The organism is Chryseobacterium sp. SC28 (genome assembly GCF_003932955.1).
Classification (GTDB): domain Bacteria; phylum Bacteroidota; class Bacteroidia; order Flavobacteriales; family Weeksellaceae; genus Epilithonimonas.
The window spans coordinates 67,547-91,474 of the sequence record NZ_QOVY01000003.1 but is presented as its reverse complement, the minus strand read 5'-3'; the positions used below and the strand labels follow the sequence as shown (position 1 = coordinate 91,474).

23 protein-coding genes are annotated in these 23,928 nt (G+C 41.4%); 10 read left to right on the top strand and 13 right to left on the bottom strand.

Annotated features, from left to right (window positions below):
- Positions 1–4: 4 nt before the first annotated feature.
- From murI to DTW91_RS03035, 5 genes are all read right to left on the bottom strand, one after another.
- Positions 5–835, bottom strand: coding sequence for a glutamate racemase (gene murI, locus DTW91_RS03055; protein WP_125201946.1), 831 nt, complete (start codon positions 833–835; stop codon positions 5–7).
- Between the two features lie 228 nt (positions 836–1,063).
- Positions 1,064–2,188: a radical SAM family heme chaperone HemW gene (gene hemW / locus DTW91_RS03050; RefSeq protein ID WP_125201945.1), complete on the bottom strand. Its 1,125-nt coding sequence runs from the start codon at positions 2,186–2,188 to the stop codon at positions 1,064–1,066.
- 82 nt (positions 2,189–2,270) lie between these two features.
- Positions 2,271–3,239 carry a PorP/SprF family type IX secretion system membrane protein gene (locus DTW91_RS03045; RefSeq protein ID WP_228412629.1) on the bottom strand — a complete coding sequence of 323 codons (969 nt, stop codon included), beginning with the start codon at positions 3,237–3,239 and terminating at the stop codon, positions 2,271–2,273.
- A 19-nt stretch (positions 3,240–3,258) separates the two neighbouring features.
- Complete coding sequence (locus DTW91_RS03040; protein ID WP_125201944.1) at positions 3,259–4,326, bottom strand: RluA family pseudouridine synthase; 1,068 nt, start codon at positions 4,324–4,326, stop codon at positions 3,259–3,261.
- A 53-nt stretch (positions 4,327–4,379) separates the two neighbouring features.
- Complete coding sequence (locus DTW91_RS03035; protein ID WP_125201943.1) at positions 4,380–5,429, bottom strand: PASTA domain-containing protein; 1,050 nt, start codon at positions 5,427–5,429, stop codon at positions 4,380–4,382.
- A 139-nt stretch (positions 5,430–5,568) separates the two neighbouring features.
- Between DTW91_RS03035 and DTW91_RS03030 the strand changes: the two genes are divergently transcribed.
- The 6 genes from DTW91_RS03030 to DTW91_RS03005 all read left to right on the top strand — a co-directional run bounded on the left by DTW91_RS03030 (position 5,569) and on the right by DTW91_RS03005 (position 10,351).
- Positions 5,569–6,123, top strand: a complete 555-nt coding sequence (locus DTW91_RS03030) for a phosphoribosyltransferase (RefSeq protein ID WP_125201942.1) — start codon at positions 5,569–5,571, stop codon at positions 6,121–6,123.
- A 50-nt stretch (positions 6,124–6,173) separates the two neighbouring features.
- Complete coding sequence (locus DTW91_RS03025) at positions 6,174–6,752, top strand: adenylate kinase (RefSeq protein WP_125201941.1); 579 nt, start codon at positions 6,174–6,176, stop codon at positions 6,750–6,752.
- Between the two features lie 78 nt (positions 6,753–6,830).
- The gene (gene obgE, locus DTW91_RS03020; protein WP_125201940.1) at positions 6,831–7,814 is read left to right on the top strand and encodes a GTPase ObgE; all 984 of its coding nucleotides are present in this window, start codon (positions 6,831–6,833) and stop codon (positions 7,812–7,814) included.
- Between the two features lie 21 nt (positions 7,815–7,835).
- Positions 7,836–8,462: a porin family protein gene (locus DTW91_RS03015; protein ID WP_125201939.1), complete on the top strand. Its 627-nt coding sequence runs from the start codon at positions 7,836–7,838 to the stop codon at positions 8,460–8,462.
- A 43-nt stretch (positions 8,463–8,505) separates the two neighbouring features.
- Positions 8,506–8,994: a DUF6438 domain-containing protein gene (locus DTW91_RS03010; RefSeq protein ID WP_228412627.1), complete on the top strand. Its 489-nt coding sequence runs from the start codon at positions 8,506–8,508 to the stop codon at positions 8,992–8,994.
- A gap of 103 nt (positions 8,995–9,097) precedes the next feature.
- Positions 9,098–10,351 (top strand): DEAD/DEAH box helicase, encoded by a 1,254-nt coding sequence (locus DTW91_RS03005; protein WP_125201938.1) that lies wholly within the window; start codon positions 9,098–9,100, stop codon positions 10,349–10,351.
- A gap of 79 nt (positions 10,352–10,430) precedes the next feature.
- Here DTW91_RS03005 and DTW91_RS03000 read toward each other — a convergent pair whose 3' ends face one another.
- From DTW91_RS03000 to DTW91_RS02970, 7 genes are all read right to left on the bottom strand, one after another.
- The gene (locus tag DTW91_RS03000; protein ID WP_125201937.1) at positions 10,431–11,195 is read right to left on the bottom strand and encodes a TatD family hydrolase; all 765 of its coding nucleotides are present in this window, start codon (positions 11,193–11,195) and stop codon (positions 10,431–10,433) included.
- 80 nt (positions 11,196–11,275) lie between these two features.
- Positions 11,276–12,226, bottom strand: a complete 951-nt coding sequence (locus DTW91_RS02995; RefSeq protein WP_125201936.1) for a GSCFA domain-containing protein — start codon at positions 12,224–12,226, stop codon at positions 11,276–11,278.
- 144 nt (positions 12,227–12,370) lie between these two features.
- On the bottom strand, positions 12,371–13,342 hold the full coding sequence (locus tag DTW91_RS02990) for a polyprenyl synthetase family protein (RefSeq protein WP_125201935.1): 972 nt from the start codon (positions 13,340–13,342) through the stop codon (positions 12,371–12,373).
- A 144-nt stretch (positions 13,343–13,486) separates the two neighbouring features.
- A complete protein-coding gene (locus DTW91_RS02985) occupies positions 13,487–14,629 on the bottom strand; it encodes an inorganic phosphate transporter (RefSeq protein ID WP_125201934.1) in 1,143 nt (380 codons plus the stop codon).
- Positions 14,630–14,653: 24 nt separating this feature from the next.
- Positions 14,654–15,292 carry a DUF47 domain-containing protein gene (locus DTW91_RS02980; protein ID WP_125201933.1) on the bottom strand — a complete coding sequence of 213 codons (639 nt, stop codon included), beginning with the start codon at positions 15,290–15,292 and terminating at the stop codon, positions 14,654–14,656.
- A gap of 148 nt (positions 15,293–15,440) precedes the next feature.
- Complete coding sequence (locus DTW91_RS02975; RefSeq protein WP_125201932.1) at positions 15,441–17,168, bottom strand: DEAD/DEAH box helicase; 1,728 nt, start codon at positions 17,166–17,168, stop codon at positions 15,441–15,443.
- Between the two features lie 135 nt (positions 17,169–17,303).
- Positions 17,304–18,722: an L-serine ammonia-lyase gene (locus DTW91_RS02970; RefSeq protein WP_125201931.1), complete on the bottom strand. Its 1,419-nt coding sequence runs from the start codon at positions 18,720–18,722 to the stop codon at positions 17,304–17,306.
- Positions 18,723–19,138: 416 nt separating this feature from the next.
- Between DTW91_RS02970 and DTW91_RS02965 the strand changes: the two genes are divergently transcribed.
- The gene (locus tag DTW91_RS02965) at positions 19,139–19,525 is read left to right on the top strand and encodes an START-like domain-containing protein (protein ID WP_125201930.1); all 387 of its coding nucleotides are present in this window, start codon (positions 19,139–19,141) and stop codon (positions 19,523–19,525) included.
- Between the two features lie 50 nt (positions 19,526–19,575).
- Positions 19,576–20,391: an aminotransferase class IV gene (locus tag DTW91_RS02960; RefSeq protein ID WP_125201929.1), complete on the top strand. Its 816-nt coding sequence runs from the start codon at positions 19,576–19,578 to the stop codon at positions 20,389–20,391.
- Between the two features lie 52 nt (positions 20,392–20,443).
- Here DTW91_RS02960 and DTW91_RS02955 read toward each other — a convergent pair whose 3' ends face one another.
- Entirely contained in the window at positions 20,444–21,367 is a 924-nt protein-coding gene (locus DTW91_RS02955; RefSeq protein WP_125201928.1) for an AraC family transcriptional regulator, read from the bottom strand.
- Positions 21,368–21,575: 208 nt separating this feature from the next.
- On the opposite strand from DTW91_RS02955, the gene DTW91_RS02950 reads away from it, so the two are divergent.
- Both DTW91_RS02950 and DTW91_RS02945 read left to right on the top strand, forming a co-directional pair.
- Entirely contained in the window at positions 21,576–23,105 is a 1,530-nt protein-coding gene (locus DTW91_RS02950) for an aldehyde dehydrogenase family protein (protein WP_125201927.1), read from the top strand.
- An 89-nt stretch (positions 23,106–23,194) separates the two neighbouring features.
- Positions 23,195–23,584, top strand: coding sequence for a DUF779 domain-containing protein (locus DTW91_RS02945; protein ID WP_125201926.1), 390 nt, complete (start codon positions 23,195–23,197; stop codon positions 23,582–23,584).
- Positions 23,585–23,928: the final 344 nt, after the last annotated feature.

Below are 23,928 nucleotides of genomic sequence, written 5' to 3'. Positions count from 1 at the left end.
GAATTTACAGCACTTTTAGCTCCAAATCGATCGCTTTTCCGAAGAATTTTTTCGAAGTTTTTTCGAAGTTTTTGGTAATGTCCGAAAGATAAAAATGATAAGTTGGCTGGTGCGGTTCTTCGTTCAGCAAATGATGCTTGTCCAAAATCATTTTCAATTGATGGGCAACGATATTTGGAGAATCGATCACGCGCACGCGATTTCCGTAATATTGCTTGATCTCATCTATCAAAAGCGGATAATGGGTGCAACCGAGAATCAAGGTTTCGATATTTTTTAATTTATTGTTGCTCAGATAATTATAAATTATAGAATGCGTAATCGGATGGTTTTTGAAACCTTCTTCGATGGCCGGAACCAGCAGCGGTGTTGCCAGCTCATCCACTTTGATGAATTTGTTATGCTTTCGGATGGACTTTTTGTAAAGTCCCGAATTGACCGTTGCTTTGGTCGCAATTACACCCACATTGTTGTGGATTTCGTAAGCCACTTTTTCGGCAACCGGATTGATGACATCGATCACGGGAACGCGTTCTGCAACCAAATCCTGAACTTCGTGCAACGCGTTGGCTGTTGCAGAATTGCAAGCTACGACGATCGCTTTACAGTTTTTGTCCAGCAAAAATTGCGTGATTTTAGTCGAATAACCCACGATGGCTTCTCTGGATTTTTCGCCATAAGGCAAGTGTTTGGTGTCGCCAAAATAAATGAGATCTTCGTTTGGCAAAAGTCTTTTGATTTCTTTGGCCACCGTCAAACCACCAACTCCGGAGTCAAAAATCCCGATGGGCTGGCTGGCGGAAAGATGAGAATAGTCGGCTTTTTTCTTTTTCAAGATTTATTATTTATGAAATTTTGAACGCAAATTTCGCAAAGTTTTTTATCTTATTGACGATATTTTACTTTCGCAAAGGCGTAAAACTCAGCAAAGATTTGTCTTCACAAAAATAGAAATTTTATTAGAAGTTTTGCCATTGACTTTGTGGAATACTACATTTCGAAGAATCTCGGCGTTTATCCTCTTCAGCAATGACAAAATTGTTTTTACTTGAAAGTAAAAATTTCAAACCATAAATAAGTCACTTGCAATTCCGTCTGCCAAAAACCAATGTTTTTCGGGAATTAAAAGACGATTATTTTCAATTTTCAAAATTCCGGACTCAATCTTATTTTTTATTTCTTTATTAAGATAGTCGATGATTTCCGAAGAGAAATTTTGCCTGATTTTATCCAGATCAACGCCCCAACTGGTTCGGAGTCCGATCATCAACATTTCGTTGAAACGGTCTTTTTCCGAGAGGATTTCGGTTTCTTTCGGAAGAATATTTTGATTGATATTTTGGATGTAAATTGAATTATTGGTGACATTCCAGCTTCTCTCGGAGTTCCCGTCGTAAGAATGCGCAGACGGACCGATTCCCAAATACGCTTCGGATTTCCAATAGGCCGAATTATGTTTGGAGTGAAAACCAGGCTTCCCGAAATTTGAAATCTCATAGTGATCGTAGCCGTTATCTTTCAGAAAATCAGACATATAATAAAATTCCCGATTTTGCTCGGCTTCTGCGGGAGCAGTTACTTTTCCGTTCTCAATCCAATTTTTCAGAGCCGTTTTTGGTTCGACCGTCAAAGCGTAAGACGAAACGTGAGGCACTTGTAACTCAATTGTTTTGTTAAGATTTTCTTTCCAGATTTCGAAGTTGGAAGTGGGCGAGCCGTAAATCAAATCGATGCTGATATTTTCCAATCCAAAATCCTGAGCTCGCTTGATGGAACTTTCTGCTTCGGAAGCGTTGTGCGCGCGATTCATTAATTTCAGATCTTCATCAAAAAAACTTTGGGTTCCGATGGATAATCGGTTGACGTCGGTTTGGGATAATTCTTTGAGGAAATTTTTGCTTAAATCGTCCGGATTGGATTCTAATGTGATTTCAATAGCCTCATCAAAACTAAAATATTTTTGAATTTCGTCCATTACCGACTTTATTTCATCAACAGTGAGAATCGAAGGCGTTCCTCCGCCGAAATAAAGCGATCGGATGGTTTTATGATTAAGTTCATTTTTCCGCAACTTAATTTCGTTTTTAATCGCCAACATCATCTCATCCTTCAGACTAAAAGAAGTTGAAAAATGAAAATTGCAATAGCTGCATTTCTGTTTGCAAAAGGGGATGTGGATGTAGATCAATTTTTTTTAATGATTAATTGTTAATTGTTAAATGTTAAATCGCGCCAAGAATCATTAACAATTAAACATTGATAATTGTAAATTATCGATATCGGAAACCTCTTGAGTTGATAAAATTGTCTATATTAAATCCAAGCGACAGCATAAAACTGTTCCCAAAATTATCCGTCAGCTCCGAAACGCCAAAGTTGTAAACTGCACCAAATGTGATGCCTCCTACCCGACCTTTGATGATGGGCGACATTCCCAAATTCTGGCTTCCCACGGCAGTCTTGGCACTTCGGAAACTGATGCCCGCCGAAATATCGTTTTTCTCTCCAAAGACGGTGGCCATCAAATTATAATCAAAAATTCTTGCAGAATTGGTATTGAGATTCATCATCAAAGAAGGCGTGACGAAAACACCGTCGGTAAAATGCCAGTCGTAGCCGGCGTTCAGATAAAATTTGGTAGGCGAAGGCTCTATTCCGTTTACGATCGGGACATCATTGCTCACCGGAATATCAACCACCGAAGCACCTGCGAAAAAATGGTGATACTTGACGGCAGCGCCCAAATTGACATAAGCCAAAAAAATATCATTGGTATTTTCTCCCAAAAGCTGATCTCCCGATTGCTCGGGGAAGACTTTGGAATAGTCGATATTCATATTGTACAAATTTGTCCCAATCCCAAATGAGAACTGATCTTGGCGGTCTTCCTCGTCACTGAGAGGCACAAAATAAGAAGCTCCGATCATCAAACCATTGGAAGAGATAGGACCATTCTCGTCTCGGAAAAATGAAACCCCTGCACCCACACGGTCGAAGACATTGGCGTGAAGACCGATAGACTGCACATTTGGAGATTCACTCAGTTGCGAAAATTGCTTTTGATAATTGAGATTCAGCACCACGTCGTCCGTCTTACCCAGTAATGCCGGATTGAACAGAAAGTCGCCGTCAACCAAATACTGCTGGTAGAATGGCAAGGTTTCCTGAGCTTTTGATTCGCTAAAAAAAACCGCGACAAAGAGGACAAAAAACTTATAGAAAATACAATTTCTCTTCACGCTGCAAATATATAAAACACTAATTACTATCGAGATATTTCCTCCACCTGTCTGCAGCTTCCTGCATATCTTTTGGCATCGGGCTTTCGAAATACATTTCTTTTTTCGTTGTTGGGTGGATAAAACCCAATGTGTGTGCGTGCAAAGCGTGTCGGGGCAAAATTTCAAACACATTTTGAACAAATTTCCGGTACTTTGGCAATTCCACACCTCTCATGACGATATTTCCTTCATAACGGGCATCGTTGAACAAGGTGTGACCAATATGCTTGAGGTGAGCGCGGATCTGGTGCGTGCGTCCCGTTTCTAATTTGCATTCGATCCAGGTCATGTAGCGGAAGCGTTCCAAAACCTTGTAATGCGTCACGGCGTGTTTGCCGTGGCTTCCGTCTTCGTAGGTGTACATCTGCATTCTGTTTTTCGGATGTCTGCCGATGTGTCCGGTCACCGTGCCTTCATCATCTTTGACATTACCCCAGACGAATGCCCAGTAGAGCCGCTTGGTGGTCCGTTCAAAAAATTGTTTTGCCAGATAGCTCAATGCGTATTCATTCTTGGCGATCACGAGCAATCCCGAAGTATCTTTATCGATTCGGTGTACCAATCCTACTCTATCCAGATCTGAATTGTAATTTGGATCTTTTGCGAAATGGTAAGCAAGCGCATTGACCAAGGTGCCGTCCCAGTTTCCGAAACCGGGATGAACCACCATCCCCGGATCCTTATCTACGACCACAAGATCATCATCTTCGTAAACGATATTGATAGGAATATCTTGTGGGACAATGACATTTTCTCTGGGCGGATGGGCTAGGAGAACGCTAATCTCATCGCCGGGTTTTACTCTGTAATTCTGTTTCACGGGTTTCCCGTTTACGATCACGTTGCCCGCTTTGCAGGTTTGAGCAATTTTGTTCCGCGACGAATTCTGACGAAAAATCAATAAAAATTTGTCTATCCGGAGTGGTTCCTGTTTTTTATCGACGGTGATACTGACGTGCTCGTACAAGCCGCTGTTTTCTTCATCCGCAGCATGATCCTCATTGATAAGTTCATCTTCTAAGAAATCCTCCGTCTCGTCTAGCATAATTATAATTCTAAGAAGGGCTTCAACAGATGTGGAAGCCTCGATTTGGTAATTTATTCGACCACTACCTTCTTCGCCTTTGGCTTATCCATTGGTTTTGCAGATGGTGCCGCTGTGGTTTTGGGTTTTGCAGTGCTATTGCCCGCAGTAGTCGCTGGTGCGGATGTTTTGGCTTTAGCGGCAGAAGGCTGTGTGGCCGTTGCGCCGGCCGGGTTAGCAAGCGTAGGCTTGGGCGTTTCGGGGATTTGATCTACCGGTGGTAATGGTACTTCATTATACTGTATTGGCGCCAAGGTCGTGTCAATTTTTGGGCGATATATCTCATCCAGTTCTTGAATTTTATTTTGCATTTCTGCAGGCGTTTTTTTGCTGGCCCAGAGATCGATCTGCATGCCTTGATCTCTTAATGCGCCCGCTTCCGGATCTTGATAATAAACAATATCAGAATCATCTCTACCGCCATCTTCATAATCTACGATTCCGACTTCAAATAAGGCTTGAGCGACAATTTGTTTTGCCTCCTGCACGGTTCTTCCCACCAGATTGGGAACAGAAACGTTCCTTAAAGGTCCTGACCCGATTACCAAATCGACGCTGGAAAATTTGGGCAACAAAGTACCCGGCTTGATGCTGGATCCGTTGTACAAAATCCGGAGAACGGCATCCCGCTGAATGCTCGGCTCGTACAAGGTGTCGCCCACCTTGAGACCCACCAAATTTAATTGATTAAAAGCCAAGCCTTTGTATCGGTCTATGATGTCGGGTACAGCCACTTTGGCCCAAGTTCTCGGATTCACTTTCAGAACAATAGATCTTCCGCTTTTCACGCTGGATCCGGGCGCCGGAAAAACTGCCAAAACCTGAAAAGGTCGAAACTTGGGATCGTATTTGAAGCTGTCTACTTCGTATTCCAGCCCGGAATCATCCAGAATTTTGATGGCATCGTGTACTTTCATGTTCATGACATTCGGAACCGGAATTTCATCGCCGTGATGCGTATGGAACTCCAGCCAACGGAAAGTGAGCCACACCAAACCGACGAATACCGCCATCGCCAAAACGAGATTAAGTAGTACTTTCCAATGGAAAAGCGATTTGAGCATAATAATTTATTTCAAAAAGGTAACGCAAATATAGATAATTAAATTGTATTCCAATTGGCGGCCTATGCTAAAAACCTGTAAAAAAGAAAATGGGACATTGGTTTAAAAAACCTTAATTTTGCACTTTGAAAACATTTTTATGGAAAGCATCAAAGTCCACGACAAAACCTTTGTCCCCTACCTGAAACACGAAGAGATTTTGGAAATAACCCGGCGGGTTGCACTGGAAGTTTATGACGAATATAAGGACGAAGTTCCTGTTTTCATAGGTGTTCTCAGCGGCGTTATCATGTTTTTTTCGGATTTCCTGAAGGCCTATCCCGGCACCTGCGAAATCGGCTTCATCAAAATGAGTTCTTATGTGGGGACACAATCTACAGGAATCGTTTATAAAGAAATGGAACTGACGAAGGACATCAAGGATCGCCACATTGTTCTTTTGGAAGACATTGTGGATACAGGAAATACGATCGAAAATCTCTGCACATTTTTCAAGGAAACGCAAGGTCCAAAATCTCTGAAAATAGCCTCGCTTCTTCTGAAACCGGATGTTTACAAAAAAGAATTTGAGATCAACTTCGTCGGTAAAGAGATTCCGAATAAATTTGTTTTGGGTTATGGATTGGATTATGATGAATTGGGCAGAAACCTCAAAGATCTGTACCAACTGCAAGAAGGATCCATCAACGAGTAAAATTTTTATATAATTTAGACTTTCATCCGTTTTAAAAAATCTAATAAAAAATGATCAATATTGTCTTATTTGGCCCTCCGGGAAGTGGAAAAGGAACGCAAGCTCAGCATCTGAGCGAGAAATTTAATCTAAAACAGATTTCCACAGGAGATCTTTTTCGGTACAACATCAAAAATGAAACAGAATTGGGAAAACTGGCGAAATCGTTTATCGACAAAGGAGAATTGGTTCCCGACCAAGTAACCATCGATATGCTGACCGACGAGCTGAGAAAACCAAGCAATACCAACGGATTTATCTTCGACGGATTCCCCCGAACAGTCGCTCAAACCGAGGCTTTGGAAAAAATCGTGCGGCAAGAATTAAATTCTGAAATCAGCATTTGTCTTTCATTAGTCGTAGACGACGAGATACTGGTACAGAGACTAATAAAAAGAGGCGAAACCAGCGGCCGGACAGACGATTCTGATGTAGAAATCATCCGAAACAGAATCAAAGAATATTATGCAAAAACCGCAGAAGTGGCAGAATTGTACAAAAAACAGGGTAAATATGTAGAAGTAAACGGCGTTGGCGACATCTCCGAAATCTCAGAAAAACTATTTGCTGAAGTAGAAAAAATTAAATAGAAGCAGGATGCCACAAGAGCGATGCGCTACGTCAATTTTAACATCTATCCTCCAGCATCCAGCATCCAACAAAAACTTATGTCGAACTTTGTAGATTACGTCAAAATCCATTGCAAAAGCGGTCACGGCGGTGCCGGCTCTGCCCATCTTCGGCGGGAAAAATATATCCCAAAAGGAGGCCCGGATGGTGGCGACGGCGGTCGCGGTGGTCACGTCATTATGCGCGGCAATGCGCACGAATGGACACTTTTGCCCTTGAGATACACGCGCCACATCAAAGCGGAGCGGGGTCACAACGGTCAAAAAAACCAGTTGACGGGCGCCTTTGGCGAGGATGCTTATATCGACGTACCGCTCGGAACCATTGCCAGAAATGAAGCAGGAGAAATCATCGGAGAAATTTTAGAAGACGGGCAAGAAATCATCTTGATGGAGGGCGGAAAAGGCGGAAAAGGGAATGAACATTTCAAATCCTCTACCAACCAGACCCCGAGATTTGCGCAACCCGGAATGGAGGGACAGGAAGGTTACATCACTTTTGAACTCAAACTTCTGGCGGATGTAGGCTTGGTAGGATTTCCGAATGCCGGCAAATCGACGCTGTTGTCGTCCGTCTCAGCCGCAAGACCAAAGATTGCGGACTATGCTTTCACGACTTTGCAACCCAATCTCGGCATCGTAGAATGGCGGAATTACAAATCCTTTGTGATGGCCGATATTCCGGGCATCATCGAAGGTGCAGCGGAAGGCAAAGGTCTGGGACACAGATTCTTACGACATATCGAAAGAAACTCGATCTTGCTATTCTTGATTCCTGCAGATTCGGAAGACCATTATCAGGAATTCAAAATTCTGGAAAATGAACTTAGAGAATATAATCCGGAGCTTCTGGACAAAGATTTCCTCTTATCCATTTCAAAATCAGACCTTTTGGATGATGAACTGAGAAAAGAAATCGCTTTAGAATTCCCGGAAAACAGGCAACCTTTATTCTTCTCGGGCGTTACCGGCGAAGGACTCGTTGAACTGAAAGATGCCATCTGGAAGAAGCTCCACGGATAATTTTTTAAAACTACTATAACCATGAAAAAAATCTGTCAATTATTATTCAGCGTTGCTTCTATTCTATCTTTTGCACAAACTCATTTCGGGGTAAGAACAGGATATAGTCTTTCCAATATGACTTTCGATTGGCAACAATATGGAAAGGAAAAACTTGATGCTAAGTCCTATTTTTACGTTGGCGCATTTGTAGAGCATAACATCTCGGAAAAATTTGCTTTACAAGGCGAACTGAACTATACCGAGTTGGGCGGGAAAACCTACGTTGAAATGACAGATATCGTTGGAAATCAAATCGTTACGCAGGGAATGAACGAAGTTAATTTTCACTATCCCCAACTTCAGATTCCTCTTTCCGCAAAATATTATCCTATTAAAAAGTTAGCTTTTTTAGGAGGCCTTAATTTCGGAATTAACCTTGATCCTAATGTGAAATTCAAATACTATGATTTTTTCAATCCGGCTGATGTCGATCAGAACAACATAAAAACCGTCAATATTTTCCCTTTTTTAGGAACAGAATTTCATTTTACAAAAAAATTCTTTGTTGATGCTCGATATAATTTCAATTTCTTTGATATTAATCAAGAAGGTCTTTCTACAAAAATTGGAATTTTCCAGATTGGTTTAGGTTATCGTATTAAATAATTTATGTTGCGAAGTACTTATTGACCGCTTAAAACTAAAAATTATGATGAAGTATTTATTCAGCCTTATGGCTGTTTTAGGATTAATATCCTGCACCACTTCACAAGTTTCAAAATATTCCAAAATTGAATACGAAGTGGGTCCTTGCTTCGGATTTTGTCCAACTTATAAAATTACTATTGATTCTCAACGAAATGCCATTCTGGAAGCGGAACATTTTAATTTCACCAATGGCGGATCAAAAGATGATATGAGCAAACCGAGAGAAGGCACTTTCAAAGCGACAGTAAGTGTAGAAGATTACAAGCAACTCGTTGCAATCACCGACGCTGCAGCAATAAAAGAGCTGAATGACAGCTATATAGACAAAAGAATAATGGATGCCTCCAAAACGACGCTCCGCATCACATTCCCCGACGGCAGCAAAAAAGAAATCAAAATGTCGGCTGGCGAAAAACCCACACCACTTGCCGAACTCACCAATTACATCGATGAAGTGAAGCAGAAAATACAGTGGGAAAAAGTAAAATAAACTTAATACCAACTTTATTTTAAATAGATTACCTTTGCACCATATAAATTCCTTCTGATGTACGGAGGAATTTTTAGTTTTTTAAATTAAAAAAATATTTCATTTGAATTTTGACGACTTAGGCTTAATCAAGCCCATATTAGATGCCCTGAAAGCACAAGGCTACGAACAACCGACACCAATACAAGACAAAGCCATCCCATCTATCCTGCAAGGCAGAGATCTTTTGGGAAGTGCACAGACAGGAACAGGAAAAACAGCGGCATTTGCCATCCCTATTTTACAAAATCTATCGACGGCCAAAGAACCACACCGGAATCAAATCAAAGCCTTGATCCTGACGCCCACGCGCGAACTGGCTATCCAAATCGAAGAGAATTTCCAAGATTACGGAAAGAATCTCAAACTGAAATCCTTGGTGGTTTTCGGTGGCGTAAAACAGCACGCGCAGGAGCAACAACTCAGGCGAGGCGTGGATATTTTGATCGCGACACCGGGAAGATTATTGGATTTCATTTCCCAAGGCATTATAAAACTGCATCATCTCGAAATCTTCGTGCTGGATGAAGCCGATAGAATGTTGGATATGGGATTCGTCCACGATGTGAAAAAAATCGTGAAACTAATTCCTGTCAAAAGGCAAAACCTCTTCTTCTCTGCCACGATGCCCAAAGAAATTGCAAATCTGGCATCGGAAATATTGGTAAATCCAGTAAAAGTAGAAGTGGCGCCCGTTTCTTCCACCGCAGAGACCATCCAACAAAGCATCTTTTTTGTGGAGAACAACAACAAGACCGACCTTTTGATTCATCTTTTGAAAGATCCCAAATTGGATCAGGTTTTGGTGTTCTCGAGAACCAAACACGGTGCCGACAAAATCGTAAAAAAACTGCACCAGTCGCACATTTCTGCCGAGGCCATCCACGGCAACAAATCTCAGAACGCAAGGCAGAATGCACTTTCCAACTTCAAATCAAAAAGAACAAGAATCCTGGTGGCGACCGATATCGCTGCGCGAGGAATTGATATTGACGAATTGAAATACGTTGTGAATTACGAACTTTCCGACGTTTCCGAAACCTACGTTCACAGAATCGGAAGAACTGGAAGAGCAGGATCAGAAGGCACTTCTTTCTCATTCGTAGATGCGTTGGATCTTGCGAATCTTAGAAATACAGAAAAATTGATCGGGAAGAAAATCCCGGTTGTGACGGATCATCCATTTCACACGGATAACTTGGTGGAACAAAAAAGAGACAGCAACAACAAGCCTTTCAATCCAAGGCCAAGAACCGGAGGAACTGACCAACGCACAGAAAAACCCAAGAATAAAGGTAATTTTTTTAGAAAAAAATAAATCTGCAGTATGAATATTGCGAAAAAAAAGCCCCTTCAGAGTTTTGAACTTTGAAGGGGTTTGTTTTTATTGGCTTTTTTTAGATTTTAAAGATCTTCAAAGCATTTTCAGTCGTAGTTCTATCAATTTCAGAAAAGTCTTTTCCGTAAATATCCACCAACTTTCCGGCAATCAATTCTAAATAGGAACTTTCATTTCGTTTTCCTCTATAAGGAACCGGAGCGAGATAAGGAGAATCTGTTTCCAAAACGATTTTGTCAAGCGGAATTTGATTCAAAAGCTGATCAATTTTTCCATTTTTGAACGTCACGATACCGCCGATTCCCAACATAAAATTAAGATCAATCGCGTGCTGCGCCTGTTCCAGATTTCCTGAGAAACAATGGAAAATTCCGCGCAATTTCGGATGCTTTTTTCTTTCCAAAACTTCAAAAGTTTCGTCAAAACTCTCTCTGGAATGAATGACAATGGGCCAATCTTTTTCAATCGCCCAATCGATCTGCTGTTCAAAAGCTTTAATTTGAATATCTAAAGTTGATTTGTCCCAATATAAATCAATCCCGATTTCGCCAATCGCTACAAAATCTCTCTGATTTAGATAATTCTGAACGAGATTCAACTCGTTTTCCCAACTTTCCGGCTGCACAGAGCAAGGATGCAATCCCATCATTGAGAATATTTTCCCGGGATATTCGGTTTCCAAAAGGAGCATTTTCTGATGCGTTTCGGAATCGATGGCGGGCAGGAAGAATTTCTCCACGCCTTTTTCCAAAGCCCGTTGGATCATCTCTGTACGGTCTTCATCGAATTGATCGGAATATAAATGGGTATGTGTGTCTATCATATTAATGACGAATGATTCGTTACAAATGAAAAATTAAATGTGCAAAAATTTATAATTCATCATTCATAATTGCTAAATTATTAAAATATTTTGTGCTTCACTTTCTTTTGCTGCTCCCGAATTTTTTGATTGATTTTTTCCAAAAACTCCTGATATTTTGGATTTTTGGCATCATTGGGTCTATGGCTCAGCGCCGATAGGATTTTATTATTTTCATTAATAAAAATCTTGGTTTCGTCGGCAAAATAAGCGTTGCCAAACTTTTCCCAAATGTACTGAATCGCTTGGGAATTCGGGTGAATCATATCTTCTTTGTAAAATCTGTAATCCCGAAGATCGTCCATCATCAATTCGTAAATCGGAAGATAATGGCAGTTTTCTTTTCCGGAAATCGCCTCGTGGAGGGCATTAATCAATTTAGATTTGCTCAATTGGTTTTGAACCATTCCGTCTTTGGTGTGGCGAACGGGCGAGACGGTGAACAGAATTTGAACATCGGTTTTGCAGATGTCTTTCAGAATTTCTATGCTTTTATCGATAGATTCGGTTAATTCCTGATGGGATAAAAATCTTTTTTTGAAGAACTTCTGCGGGATCTTGTGACAGTTGGCCACCAATTTTTTCTTTGGCAAAAATTCGTAAACGTAAGATGTTCCGAATGTGATAATTACAAAACTTGTGTTCTGCAAAAACTGATTGGCGTCTTCTATATTTTGATTGATTTTTTCCAAAGATTGATGCGCAAATCTGGAATCGAAAGCCGAATGATGATCCAAACTGATGTAGTTTTCATTGACCAAAATCAAGTCGCGTTCGTGATATTCCTTCGCGTCATAAATTTGTTGAATGGCATTATAAATGGAATATGGATTGAAAATTGTCCCAAAAGGATTGTTGAGAGATTGCAGTTGACCTTGCGAAAATTTGTCGTGCATTTCCGTCGCAAAGCAAGATCCGATGGTAAAGATGCAGTCTTGCAGTCCAATTTTTCTCTCGCTCGCATTAAGATCTACTTCTGTCCTGAATTTCATTTTTGCGCTTATGTTTTAATTATGGGTAATGAAAAAGCATTGTTCTTATCGACTACCCCGTCAAAATTTTCCGAGGAAAATTTTGCCACCCCTTCAGAGAAGGGGGATTTTAACTTGTTTCTTTTGTACTTGACTCTTTTTTTCTTAGCTCTCTCTTCTCAAAAGATAGTTGGCCAGTTCTCGGAAAGGCAGTTTTTTCTCATCCGGAAGGTTGATTTTGTCGAGATAAGATTGTCCTATTTCATTATGTTTTTGGATCAGTCGCAGAACTTTGTCGTCCACTTTGGTTTTGCGAAATATTTTTTCAACGCTATAAACTTTATCGATATTATCCGTCTTTTTGGAATACCAATAATTGAGTTCATAGACTTCTTCCGGATTGGCGTATTGCAAGGCCAAAAGATAAAGAATGGTTTTTTTGTTTTCGTAGATATCGCCGGCGTGTTTTTTTCCGAATTGTTCCTGATTTCCAAAAACATCCAAGTAGTCATCCATAATCTGGAAGGCGATCCCGATGTGCTTTCCGAAGTTGTACATCGCTTCGGCATCTTCTTCGGAAGCGCCTGCGATCAAGGCTCCGATTTGGAAAGACGATGCGCTCAGCGAACCGGTTTTGAAGGTAATCATCTGGATATAATCGTCGTAACTCACGTTTGTCATATTCTCGAAATTAATGTCCCATTGCTGACCTTCGCAAAGGAGGGCTCCCGTTTCTGAGAATATGTGGATACATTTCTTAAACAAGACGGGTTCCAGATCTTCGAAGAATTGATAAGCTTTGATCAAAAGCGCATCGCCGGAAAGAATCCCCACGTTGATGCCGTGCAGCGTGTGAATCGTGGGTTTATTTCTCCTAATTGGTGCTTCGTCCATTATATCGTCGTGGATCAGAGTAAAATTGTGGAAGAATTCTATTGCCAAAGCGGGTTTTAATGCTTTATCCAAATCCCCGTTGAAAAGATCACACGCCATCAGCACCATAATTGGGCGGAGCCTCTTGCCGCCGTGAGAGATTATGTAATTCATCGGTTGGTACAGCTCGTCGGGCTTATTGGTAAACGTATATTTTTCGATAGCGTCTGCGACAATTTTTTGATACTGATCTAAGAATTCCATTTAAAATTTGTTTGAGGCAAAATTACGATTTTTAAAAATGTTTTTCAAAGATTTCGGGTCTTGTTTTTGGTTGCGGTGGCAGATTTGTAAAGTAAAAAAGCTTCCCTAAACCGGAAAGCTGTCATTTATTTCTTGAATTAAATTTTAGAAAATCAAAGCGACAAGCAGATAAGTTATTCCTGCAACGATGGCGCTGATGGGGATCGTAAGAATCCAAGCCCAGAGCAGGCTGACGGTAATGCCCCACCGCACGGCTGATACTCTTTTCGTAAGCCCCACGCCGATGATGGATCCTGTGATGGTATGCGTTGTGGAAACCGGAATTCTCAATTGCTCGGTAATGAAAAGCGTGATTGCCCCCGCCGTTTCTGCCGCTACTCCTTCGAGTGGCGTCACTTTGGTGATTTTGGTTCCCATTGTTTTGATAATCTTCCAGCCGCCACTCATCGTTCCCAATGCGATGGCTAAGAACGAAATCAGCGGCACCCACAGGTAATGCTCGGCAAAAAAGTTGAACCGTCCTGCCTCAGGAATATTTAAGTATAATGGATCTTGCATCATATTGACGTGAAAATAGATCATTGCAGCGCCAATAATCCCCATCACTTTCTGCGCGTCATTGGTTCCGTGGCCGAGGCTGAACAAGGCAGAAGAAACCAACTGCAATCTTTTGAAAACACGTTCTGCCTTATGCGGTTTTGATTTTTTGCAAATATTGACGATGATCAGCGTAATAATAACGGAAATGAACATCCCAATCAATGGAGCCATAAAAATAAACAGGAAAATAGGAATGACGACTTTATATTTCACCACATTCTGCGTGAAAAGCTGTTTAAACGCCAAATAAACATTTTCGAAAAAAGAATATTCCGGATGTGCAACGGCTAGCAAATGATAGTCTCCCAACAAAGCGTGCATCAATGCTGCGCCGATAAAGCCACCGATCAAAGTGTGGGACGATGAGGACGGAATACCGAACCACCAAGTCAAAAGATTCCAAGCGATGGCGGCGATAAGTCCGGAAAAGATGACTTCTAAGGTAATGAAATTTTCGTCTACCGTTTTGGCAATCGTATTTCCGATTTTGAATTCGCCAACGATATATGCGGCGATGAAAAACGCGGCAAAATTCCAAAATGCTGCCCAAAGAACAGCTTGGAAAGGCGTGAGTACTTTTGTAGAAACGATGGTTGCGATGGAGTTGGCCGCATCGTGAAAACCATTGATATAATCGAATATGAGCGCGAGAGCGATGATGACAATTAGTAGAATCGGAAAGTCCATTCGTTTATTTTTAGATGCAGCCTTTTAAGCGTATTTGATCACTATGCTCTCCATTGTGTTGGCAACATCTTCCGCTTTATCGGTAACGATTTCCAAATAGTCCAGAATAGATTTTTGCTTAATGATCAAGACGGCATCATTGGTTTCAAACAATTTTTCGATAGCTTGGCTGAGGACGTCATCCGCAATATTCTCATAAGAATTAATCTTGATGCAAGATTCTCTTACTTCGCCGGGATTTTTGAAGTCTTTCAGATTTTCCAAAGCCTTTTTGATTTCGAAGCAACATTTATGAATCAAAAGAGAAAACTCCGAGTAATATTTGTTTTCGGGGCTTTTGTAAAGGTAAATATATTTTGCGGAGGCGTAGATATAATCTGCAATATCGTCTAATCCGGAGGCCAGATAATTGATGTCTTCTCTGTCAAATGGGGTGATGAAGTTTTCTCCCAATTGTACAAATATCTCGTGGGTGAGATCATCCAGCTTGTGTTCGTAATCGCTCATTTGATTCAGCAAGGTTTCATCATTGATGTCAAACTCCAGCAAGCCATCGTGAAATGTTTTGGACATCTCTACCAAGTTGTCTGCCACCTGAAGAAACAGATCGAAAAAGATTTTATCTTTTGGCTGAAATGCTCGGAAAATATTGCCTATCCCCATTATTTGCTTAATTTGTGCAAATATGATACAAAAAAAACGGATGCAAAAACTTTAATGTTAATTTTTCATTAATATTGAAAAGCATAAAAACCTGCTGATTGGCAGGTTTTTACATATAATATTGTAGTCTATTTTCGCAATTTTGTGATTAATTGGCCACTTCTGCTCTCATTTCTTTCCCCCGAAATTTCATAGTGGTCAAGCCATCTATCACTTCATTTTTGTAAGACTTTTCGATTTCGAAAAAACTAAATTTGTCGAGGATTTCTATCTCGCCAATATCTGCTCTTTTCTTGGATTTGGAAGTTGCTTTGTTGATAATTTCCAACATATCGACTTTTTTCAGCTGGTCTCTTTTCCCAAGATTGAAGAAGAACCGTACCATATCCTCGTTGCTTCGTTTTGGCTTTCGGTCTCTGCCGCCATTTCTCTCGCCGCCGCGGTCTCCTCTGCTATCTCTGTCTCGGAAAGAGCCGCCATCTCGCGATCCTCTGCTATCTCGGTCTCTGCCGTCCCGCTCTCTTCTTCCAAATTTGTCATCTCGGCTCGCACCAAATTTCTGATCTACAAGATCATCGCTATTTTGGTAATAAGTAGCCATTTCTTTTAATTGGAATTGCAACAGCTGGCTTACCAATTGCTCTTTGGTGAAGGCAGAAAGATCGGGAATTAGGCTTTCGTCAAAATCGAATACATCCACGTGTTCTGTCAATAATTTTTCGAAAACACCGGCCACCTGAGCTTTGATAATTTCCTTTCCTGTTGGGATTTTTTTCTCGACGATTTCGATTTTGGTTTCTGCCTTTATCTGCTTCATTTTCCTGCTTTCTTCCGGTTTTGCCAGCGTCATCGAGATTCCGTTTTTGCCGGCGCGCCCCGTTCTTCCGCTTCGGTGAACAAAAACTTCCGGATCATCGGGCAAAGAGAAATGGATCACGTGCGTGAGAGAATCTACATCCAATCCTCGGGCGGCCACGTCTGTTGCTACCAGAATGTCGATATTTTTCAGTCTGAATTTCTTCATCACTGTGTCTCTTTGAGCCTGCGAAAGATCGCCGTGCAGCGCATCTGCGGCATAGCCATTTTGCATCAAGAAGTCTGCAACCTCCTGAGTTTCCATTCTTGTTCTGCAGAAAATGATAGAATACTGGTTTGGGTTGGCATCTATCAGTCGTCTTAGGGCTTCTTTTTTTTGTCTGTATCCTACGACATAAAATTCGTGCAAGATGTTTTTCTTCACCTCGTTTACAGAACCGATCGTGATCCTGTGAGGCGTGGTGAGATAATTTTTCGAGATGCGTTCTACTTCTTTGCTCATTGTGGCAGAGAATAGAAAGGTCTGTTTTGTATCGGGCGTTTCTCTCAATATGGTTTCCAAATCATCTTTGAAACCCATAGAAAGCATTTCGTCCGCCTCGTCTAATACCAACCATTGTACTTCGGAAAAGTCTAAGGCTTTCCGGTTGATCATATCGATCACGCGCCCCGGCGTTCCCACGATGATTTGTGGTTTTTCTCGGAGAGATTTGATCTGGTCCGTAATACTGCTACCACCATAAACGGCTACCGTTTTGATGTTTTTCAGGTATTTAGAATAGTTTTTGATGTCTTTGGTAATCTGGAGGCAAAGTTCTCTAGTGGGGCAAAGGACCAAAAATTGGATTTTACGACTATTGTCGTCTATCATATCCAAAATCGGAAGCGAAAATGCTGCTGTTTTGCCTGTTCCTGTTGCCGCAAGTGCGATAAGATCGCGAGTATCTGTAGAGATAAAAGGAATAGTCTGTTTTTGGATATCTGTCGGCTCTACGAAGCCGAGGTCGCCAACCGCCTGAAGAACTTCAGCGCTAAGATTGGATTCCGTGAATAAATTCATTTAAAGATCGTCTAATAATTTGTGCAAAGATACGATTTTATTTTTGATAACAAACAGACTGTATTTTTAAGGAATTAATTATTAAGGATAATTTAATATTGGCCGTTAAATGCCGTAGACCAAAAGGATAAGAACTTAACATTCCGCCACATTTACGGCAATAGCCAGCCCGCCTTCGGAGGTTTCTTTGTATTTGGAATTCATATCCAGTGCCGTTTCCCACATCGATTTAATAACACTGTCCAATGACACTTTTGCTTTCGCAGGATCGCCATCCAAAGCCAAAGAAGAAGCGGTTATCGCCTTCATCGCACCCATAGAATTGCGCTCGATGCACGGGATCTGGACAAGGCCGCCAATCGGGTCGCAAGTCAAACCGAGGTGATGTTCCATCGCAATTTCTGCGGCCATCAAAACCTGAGCAGGCGTTCCCCCGGAAATCTCGGTAAGTCCCGCAGCGGCCATTGCAGAGGAGACACCCACTTCTGCCTGGCAACCGCCCATTGCGGCTGAGATAGTTGCATTTTTTTTGAACAATGTTCCTATTTCGCCAGCAACGAGCAGGAATCTGACAATATCTTCTTCTGAATTAAATTCTGTGAAAACCTGGGCGTACATCAATACTGCCGGGATCACGCCGCTTGCGCCATTGGTGGGAGCGGTAATGATTCTCCCAAAGGATGCATTTTCTTCATTGACGGCCAAAGCGAAGCAGGAAACCCATTTGGTAACAGAGCTGAAGGTTTTCGGATCATTTTTTACCATCTCGAACCACTCGTTTTTATTTTTGTAAATCTGCGTTCCGAGCAGTTTTTCGTTCATTTCCGAAGCGCGTCTTGTTACGTGGAGTCCGCCGGGCAGAACGCCTTTTTTGTTGATACTTTTGTACACGCAATCTTTGATGTTGTCCCAAATCTCCAGCGCTTTTCTGCGGGTTTCCTCCTCCGTTCGCCAAGATTCTTCGTTGAGGTAAACCAGGTCCGAGATTCTGTCGAGATGAAGTTGCTCGCAATATTTGAGGATGTCGCTGCCGTGGTGGCAAGGATACAAGGTTCTCACACAGCGGTCTTCCATCGAGTTGTCTTCTCGGGTGGCAACAAAACCGCCACCCACCGAGTAATAATCTTGACTAAATTCTTCTCCATTCTTGAAAACCATTCTGAAAATCATCCCGTTCGGATGAAAGTCGAGGGATTTTTCCTTGTTCAGAATCAAATGATGACCGTAAATAAACGGCACCCAGATCTCTCCGCCTAAATGAATCTTTTGTTCCGATTTTATTTTATCGATTTTTTCTTCAATCTTATTCGTATCAATAGTCCGGAAGTTTTCTCCGCTCAGTCCAAGCATGGCTGCGATATCGGTTCCGTGGCCGATGCCTGTTTTTGCGAGCGAGCCGAAGAATTCTACAAAAACTTCCGCCACATCTTGCAAAGAATGCGTTCGCTTTACCAAATCCAGAAACATTTGAGCGGCATTCCAAGGTCCCATCGTATGCGAAGAGGAGGGGCCGATGCCGATCTTGATAATGTCGAAAACGCTGATCGATTCCATTTTGAAAAATTGATGATGGTAAATGTAATGGATTTATAGATTCCTTTCAAATACTAAGTTCAATTTTAATTGCAAAAACGCCAAAATGTTGATTTGAAAATGCCAAAATTTTTGTTTAAAAAAAGGTTGCATATTTTGAAGCTCGTTAATAGAGTTTCGGCTGCACAATTTATCGAATGCAAACTTCTCAAAGAAAAATATCGATCCAAAAGATGGGTTACGTTGAATATTTTTCTGACAAGAAAAATTTAAAGTCAAAAAGCTGCCGAAATAATATGATATATTAAGTTATGAACGTTTTTTAGAGAGCAGATAAATGCTATTTTTATTTCTCTAAAATTTTTGAATTTCCATAGACCTTTTGATTTGCAAATAAAAAATTAATTTATATATTGCGCCACAATTAGAATTTCAATATGACGAAAACGAAAGTCCAGTACGAATACAATATGCATTGTCTTTCCGAGATTTTGTATGAGTATTTGGCAACTGCAGAAGGGTTATCAGAGTGGTTTGCAGACGATGTGGTAGAGCGGGGCGATGATTTTTTCTTCAGTTGGGGAGGCGGTCCCGCCGAGAAGGCGACGTTGATCCGTTACAAGCCGGAGAGTTTCGTCCGTTTCCGTTGGGAAGAAGACGAAGGCACCAAATATTACTTCGAACTTTCTATTGTGATAGACGAGATTACTGAAGACCTTTCGCTCAACATTACCGATTTTTGCGAACCTGGCGATGAAGAAGAAAATAAGCTCTATTGGGACAATCTGATAGAAAATCTTCAATTAAAATTAGGCGCTTCTTAAAAATAATGGATGGATGATTTATCGTTCGTTATTTTTTTTCAAATCCTACAATGCAGAAGATAATTTATACCTTGGATCACTTGCAGTTACTCAATCGTTCCTTTCTTTATGGAGATGCGGTGTGGGTTTCTTTTTTTATCAGAAATGGCCAGATCATAATGGGAGAAGAATCTTATTTCTTCCTGATGGCCTCGATGCGGAAAATGAGGCTCACAATCCCTTTGACTTACACATTAGAATTTTTTCAGGCACTTTTTCAGAACGAAGTTTTATCCAAGGGAATCCAAAACGCCATCATTCAGCTGATGGTTTATAGAAAACAAGACGGCAAGCCCTTGCCCAGATCAGAAACCTCCTTTTTCTTTGAAGTGGATGAAAAGCAAGATATTTTGAAGATCCAAGGAAATATAGAACTGGATTTGATTAAGGAAATCAATGTCAATGCTAATCTGCTAAGCAATATCCGGGTGCATTCTCCGGAAAACATCTTCGCCCAGATCTATGCGGAGGAAAATGATTTGGACGATGTGATTCTCCTCAATCCAAATAAAAAAATCGCCCGAAGCATCTTTGGAAATCTCTTGTTTTTGCAGGGCAACGTCGTCAAAATTCCGAAGCAAACGGACGGCGCATACATCTCGCCACTGATGGAAAACTTCGTCACTTTCGTTCACAAAAACAAACTGGCAGAGATAGAAGAAGCCGAAATCATCGCTTTCGAATCTCAAAAAGCTGATGAAATCCTACGAATATCCGACGAAAAAGGCATCCATTCGGTTTCTAAAATCCGAAACAAGACCTTTGAAAATACCGGTTTTTCCGAGATGCTGGTGCGGTGGCGCCAAGCTTTTGATCTTCCCGTATAAATCAAGAACGAGCAGACATTTCTGCTCGTTCTCTTCTGAAAAGATCTATTAACTAACTACTAACTAATTTTTTGTTTTGAAAAGCCTTCGGCGTCTCTCCTTGGATATGTTTGAACACACGAATGAAATAATTCGTATCGGAAAAGCCCGTATTATAAGCCACTTCGCTCACCGAGCTGTGCTGATTCAGTAATTCCTTCGCTTTCTTGATGCGCTCGCGGATAATAAATTCGTTGGGCGAAATTCCCAATTCCTCTTTGAACATTTTGAAGAAATTCGACTTGCTTACACAAGCCATTTTTGCCATCGCATCGATGGATAATTTCTGATGCAGATTTTTCTTGATATAATCTGCAACAAAACCAATCCTCGATTGATTTTTCAACGTATTTTTTTCGATGAGATTTCTGGCTTGCGTCTGCATCAGCCTTATCAATAATTCTTTCACAGCAAAATCTGCCATCACATCTTTATACGAGTTTTCTTCCAACGCAATTCTCATAATATTATTGGTTGCAGAGGCCAAAGATGTGCTGTTGAGCATATAGAATTCGTCCAAAGAAATATTCCATTGCGAAGAATCATCTACTTTGGCGGCACTGAGGTTGAGATCATCCAGAGATTCCTGCACGAACTCGGGCTTCAAACTCAGAGAAATACATTGAGCGGGCTGCTCATCTGCCTCCGGAAAATCGATGACCATCGTCTCGCCCGGTGCCACCAAAACGCTTTCTCCGGGCAGATATTCGAAGTAGTTGCTCTTGTCCTCCAGCTTCATCCATTTTTTTCCACGCAACATTCCCGTAAATGTCAAATATTCAAAATGCAATTTCACATTATAAGCCGCCTGATGCGTTTCGTAGATACTTAGTTCACAATTATTTAAACTGAACTTGGTCTGATTTTCCACCAAGGTGTCCAGTCTGTTTTCTTGTGTCAGTCGCGGTTTATGGAGTTGAAAGTGGTTGATATTCATAGCTTCAAGATTGATAACATCCTGTTTATCAAATATAATAATTTCGGATTAACGAACATCATAATTTTTGTTAATGAATGATAAAAAATGCTAAAAATAGAATTTTACTATTTTTTTAGACGATTGTGCTATGATTATAACTGAATCCTTACTACCTTAGAACAAACGAAATATTAATTTAATTTAAATAAAAAAACAACATCTTATTATGAGCACAACAGCAGAACCAAAACAAAACTCCACGACTGTGGCTTGGCCGGAATTCAAATCAAAATATGACAACTACATCGGAGGAAAGTTCGTTCCTTCAGCCGGAGGACAGTATTTTGATGTTATTTCACCGATAAATGGGCAAGTATTCACGCAAGCGGCCCATTCCAACAAACAAGATTTGGAAAACGCCGTAAATGCGGCAGAAGAAGCATTCAAAACCTGGAAAGACACTTCCGCCACAGAGCGAAGCATCATCCTCAACAAGATTGCTGACAGAATGGAACAGAACTTGGAATACATCGCAACCGTCGAAACCATCGACAATGGTAAAGCCATCAGAGAAACCTTGGCCGCAGATATTCCTTTGGCGATCGACCATTTCCGATATTTTGCGGCAGTCATCCGCGCAGAAGAAGGCTCTCACAATGAGCTGGACAAAGACACTGTTTCCCTCATCGTACACGAGCCACTTGGCGTGATTGCGCAGATTATTCCTTGGAATTTCCCAATTCTAATGGCTGTTTGGAAACTCGCTCCGGCTTTGGCAGCAGGCAACTGCGTCGTTCTGAAACCGGCAGAAAGCACACCTGTTTCCATTATGGTTTTGATGGAATTGATTGGCGACTTGATTCCGGCCGGCGTTGTCAACATCGTCAATGGTTTCGGAGCGGAACTGGGTAGAGCCCTCGTGACCAACCCGAAAGTGAAAAAAGCAGCATTCACCGGTTCTACCGTTACCGGACGGCTGGTAATGCAATATGCAACAGAAAACATCATCCCCGTAACTTTGGAATTGGGAGGCAAATCACCAAACATTTTCTTTAATTCTGTGATGGACGCCGATGACGAATTTCTGGACAAAGCGGTGGAAGGTGCCGTGATGTTTGCCCTCAACCAAGGCGAGGTTTGCACTTGCCCGTCAAGATTGCTGGTTCAGGAAGATATCGCGGATGCTTTTATGGAGAGAGTGATCGCTAGAACAGAAGCTATCAAAGTGGGAAATCCATTGGACAAAACAGTTATGATGGGAGCGCAAGCTTCGAAAATCCAGCAAGATAAGATTTTAGGATACTTGAAACTGGGTAAAGAAGAAGGCGCTGAAGTGCTTACAGGAGGCGAAGCCAATAGCATCGAAGGATTGGAAGGTGGCTACTACATCAAACCAACCATCTTCAAAGGAAACAACAGAATGAGAATCTTCCAAGAAGAAATCTTCGGTCCTGTCTTGTCTTTTACTACTTTCAAAGACGAAGCAGAAGCATTGGCCATTGCAAATGATACCATCTATGGTCTGGGCGCAGGCGTCTGGACACGCGATGCACATCAGCTGTACACCATTCCGAGACATATAGAAGCGGGCAGAGTCTGGGTCAACCAATACCACGCTTATCCTGCAGGAGCACCTTTCGGAGGCTACAAACAATCGGGAGTCGGTCGCGAGAACCACAAAATGATGTTGGATCACTACCGTCAAACCAAGAATATGCTGATCTCTTACAACAAAAACAGACTGGGATTCTTCTAATCTTTTTATTAAAAATAGAGAACCATAAATATTCAGAACCCGGCAGAAGTTTTCGCCGGGTTTTGTTTAACTTTAAAATAAAAAATCAGATGGAAACAAAAGATAAAATCTCGAGACTCTCCGTGACCGATGCCGCGATGGATGTCATCTGGGAACTCGAGAAGAAACACGGCGACTTGATGTTCTACCAAGCGGGTGGCTGTTGCGAAGGCACGCAGCCGCAGTGTTTCGAAAAAGGCGGATATTTTCCGAGAATGAACGACGCTATGATTGGCACCATCAACGGTTTCGAATTCTGGATCGACCGCGACCTGTTTGAATACTGGAAATATTCGCACTTTACATTAGACGTTCTGGACGGTTGGGGACCAGGCGGCTTTTCTCTGGAAACGCCATTAGGAAAAACCTTCAAAGTTCATTACAGACTTTTCACACCAGAAGAACTGGAAAATCTGGAACCTGTGAAGCGGAGTGAATAGAATGCAGAATTGCAAAATAGCCCCCCCGATTTTCGGGTTTAGATTCCAGAACTTCATTGACGTTTAAGAAGGATTTGGGGAATTTGTTTCCGGAAATTTTTGGTCTTGTCTTTTGACGAAAATCCGGGCGTCGAAATAGTTTGATCGATGATCAGGATTTCATATTCCAAGATTTGGGGTCGCTTCGAAATTGCTGATTTTGATTGAGAATTTGATTGTCATATTGACCACCCCGTCTTCCAAATTTTAAATTTGGAATCCACCCCTCCAAAGGAGGGGAATTTTGCATTTTTTTTAAATGTTAAATTATCTAAAAACGTGATTGGGATGACCAAACCCATAGC

Excerpts from the sequence above, each read along its gene's own strand:
- DTW91_RS03040 (WP_125201944.1), bottom strand. The coding sequence starts at position 4,326 with ATGCTAGACGAGACGGAGGATTTCTTAGAAGATGAACTTATCAATGAG.
- DTW91_RS03035 (WP_125201943.1), bottom strand. The coding sequence starts at position 5,429 with ATGCTCAAATCGCTTTTCCATTGGAAAGTACTACTTAATCTCGTTTTG.
- DTW91_RS03030 (WP_125201942.1), top strand. The coding sequence starts at position 5,569 with ATGGAAAGCATCAAAGTCCACGACAAAACCTTTGTCCCCTACCTGAAA.
- DTW91_RS03025 (WP_125201941.1), top strand. The coding sequence starts at position 6,174 with ATGATCAATATTGTCTTATTTGGCCCTCCGGGAAGTGGAAAAGGAACG.
- obgE (WP_125201940.1), top strand. The coding sequence starts at position 6,831 with ATGTCGAACTTTGTAGATTACGTCAAAATCCATTGCAAAAGCGGTCAC.
- DTW91_RS03015 (WP_125201939.1), top strand. The coding sequence starts at position 7,836 with ATGAAAAAAATCTGTCAATTATTATTCAGCGTTGCTTCTATTCTATCT.
- DTW91_RS03010 (WP_228412627.1), top strand. The coding sequence starts at position 8,506 with ATGATGAAGTATTTATTCAGCCTTATGGCTGTTTTAGGATTAATATCC.
- DTW91_RS03000 (WP_125201937.1), bottom strand. The coding sequence starts at position 11,195 with ATGATAGACACACATACCCATTTATATTCCGATCAATTCGATGAAGAC.
- DTW91_RS02995 (WP_125201936.1), bottom strand. The coding sequence starts at position 12,226 with ATGAAATTCAGGACAGAAGTAGATCTTAATGCGAGCGAGAGAAAAATT.
- DTW91_RS02990 (WP_125201935.1), bottom strand. The coding sequence starts at position 13,342 with ATGGAATTCTTAGATCAGTATCAAAAAATTGTCGCAGACGCTATCGAA.
- DTW91_RS02985 (WP_125201934.1), bottom strand. The coding sequence starts at position 14,629 with ATGGACTTTCCGATTCTACTAATTGTCATCATCGCTCTCGCGCTCATA.
- DTW91_RS02980 (WP_125201933.1), bottom strand. The coding sequence starts at position 15,292 with ATGGGGATAGGCAATATTTTCCGAGCATTTCAGCCAAAAGATAAAATC.
- DTW91_RS02975 (WP_125201932.1), bottom strand. The coding sequence starts at position 17,168 with ATGAATTTATTCACGGAATCCAATCTTAGCGCTGAAGTTCTTCAGGCG.
- DTW91_RS02970 (WP_125201931.1), bottom strand. The coding sequence starts at position 18,722 with ATGGAATCGATCAGCGTTTTCGACATTATCAAGATCGGCATCGGCCCC.
- DTW91_RS02965 (WP_125201930.1), top strand. The coding sequence starts at position 19,139 with ATGACGAAAACGAAAGTCCAGTACGAATACAATATGCATTGTCTTTCC.
- DTW91_RS02960 (WP_125201929.1), top strand. The coding sequence starts at position 19,576 with ATGCAGAAGATAATTTATACCTTGGATCACTTGCAGTTACTCAATCGT.
- DTW91_RS02955 (WP_125201928.1), bottom strand. The coding sequence starts at position 21,367 with ATGAATATCAACCACTTTCAACTCCATAAACCGCGACTGACACAAGAA.
- DTW91_RS02950 (WP_125201927.1), top strand. The coding sequence starts at position 21,576 with ATGAGCACAACAGCAGAACCAAAACAAAACTCCACGACTGTGGCTTGG.
- DTW91_RS02945 (WP_125201926.1), top strand. The coding sequence starts at position 23,195 with ATGGAAACAAAAGATAAAATCTCGAGACTCTCCGTGACCGATGCCGCG.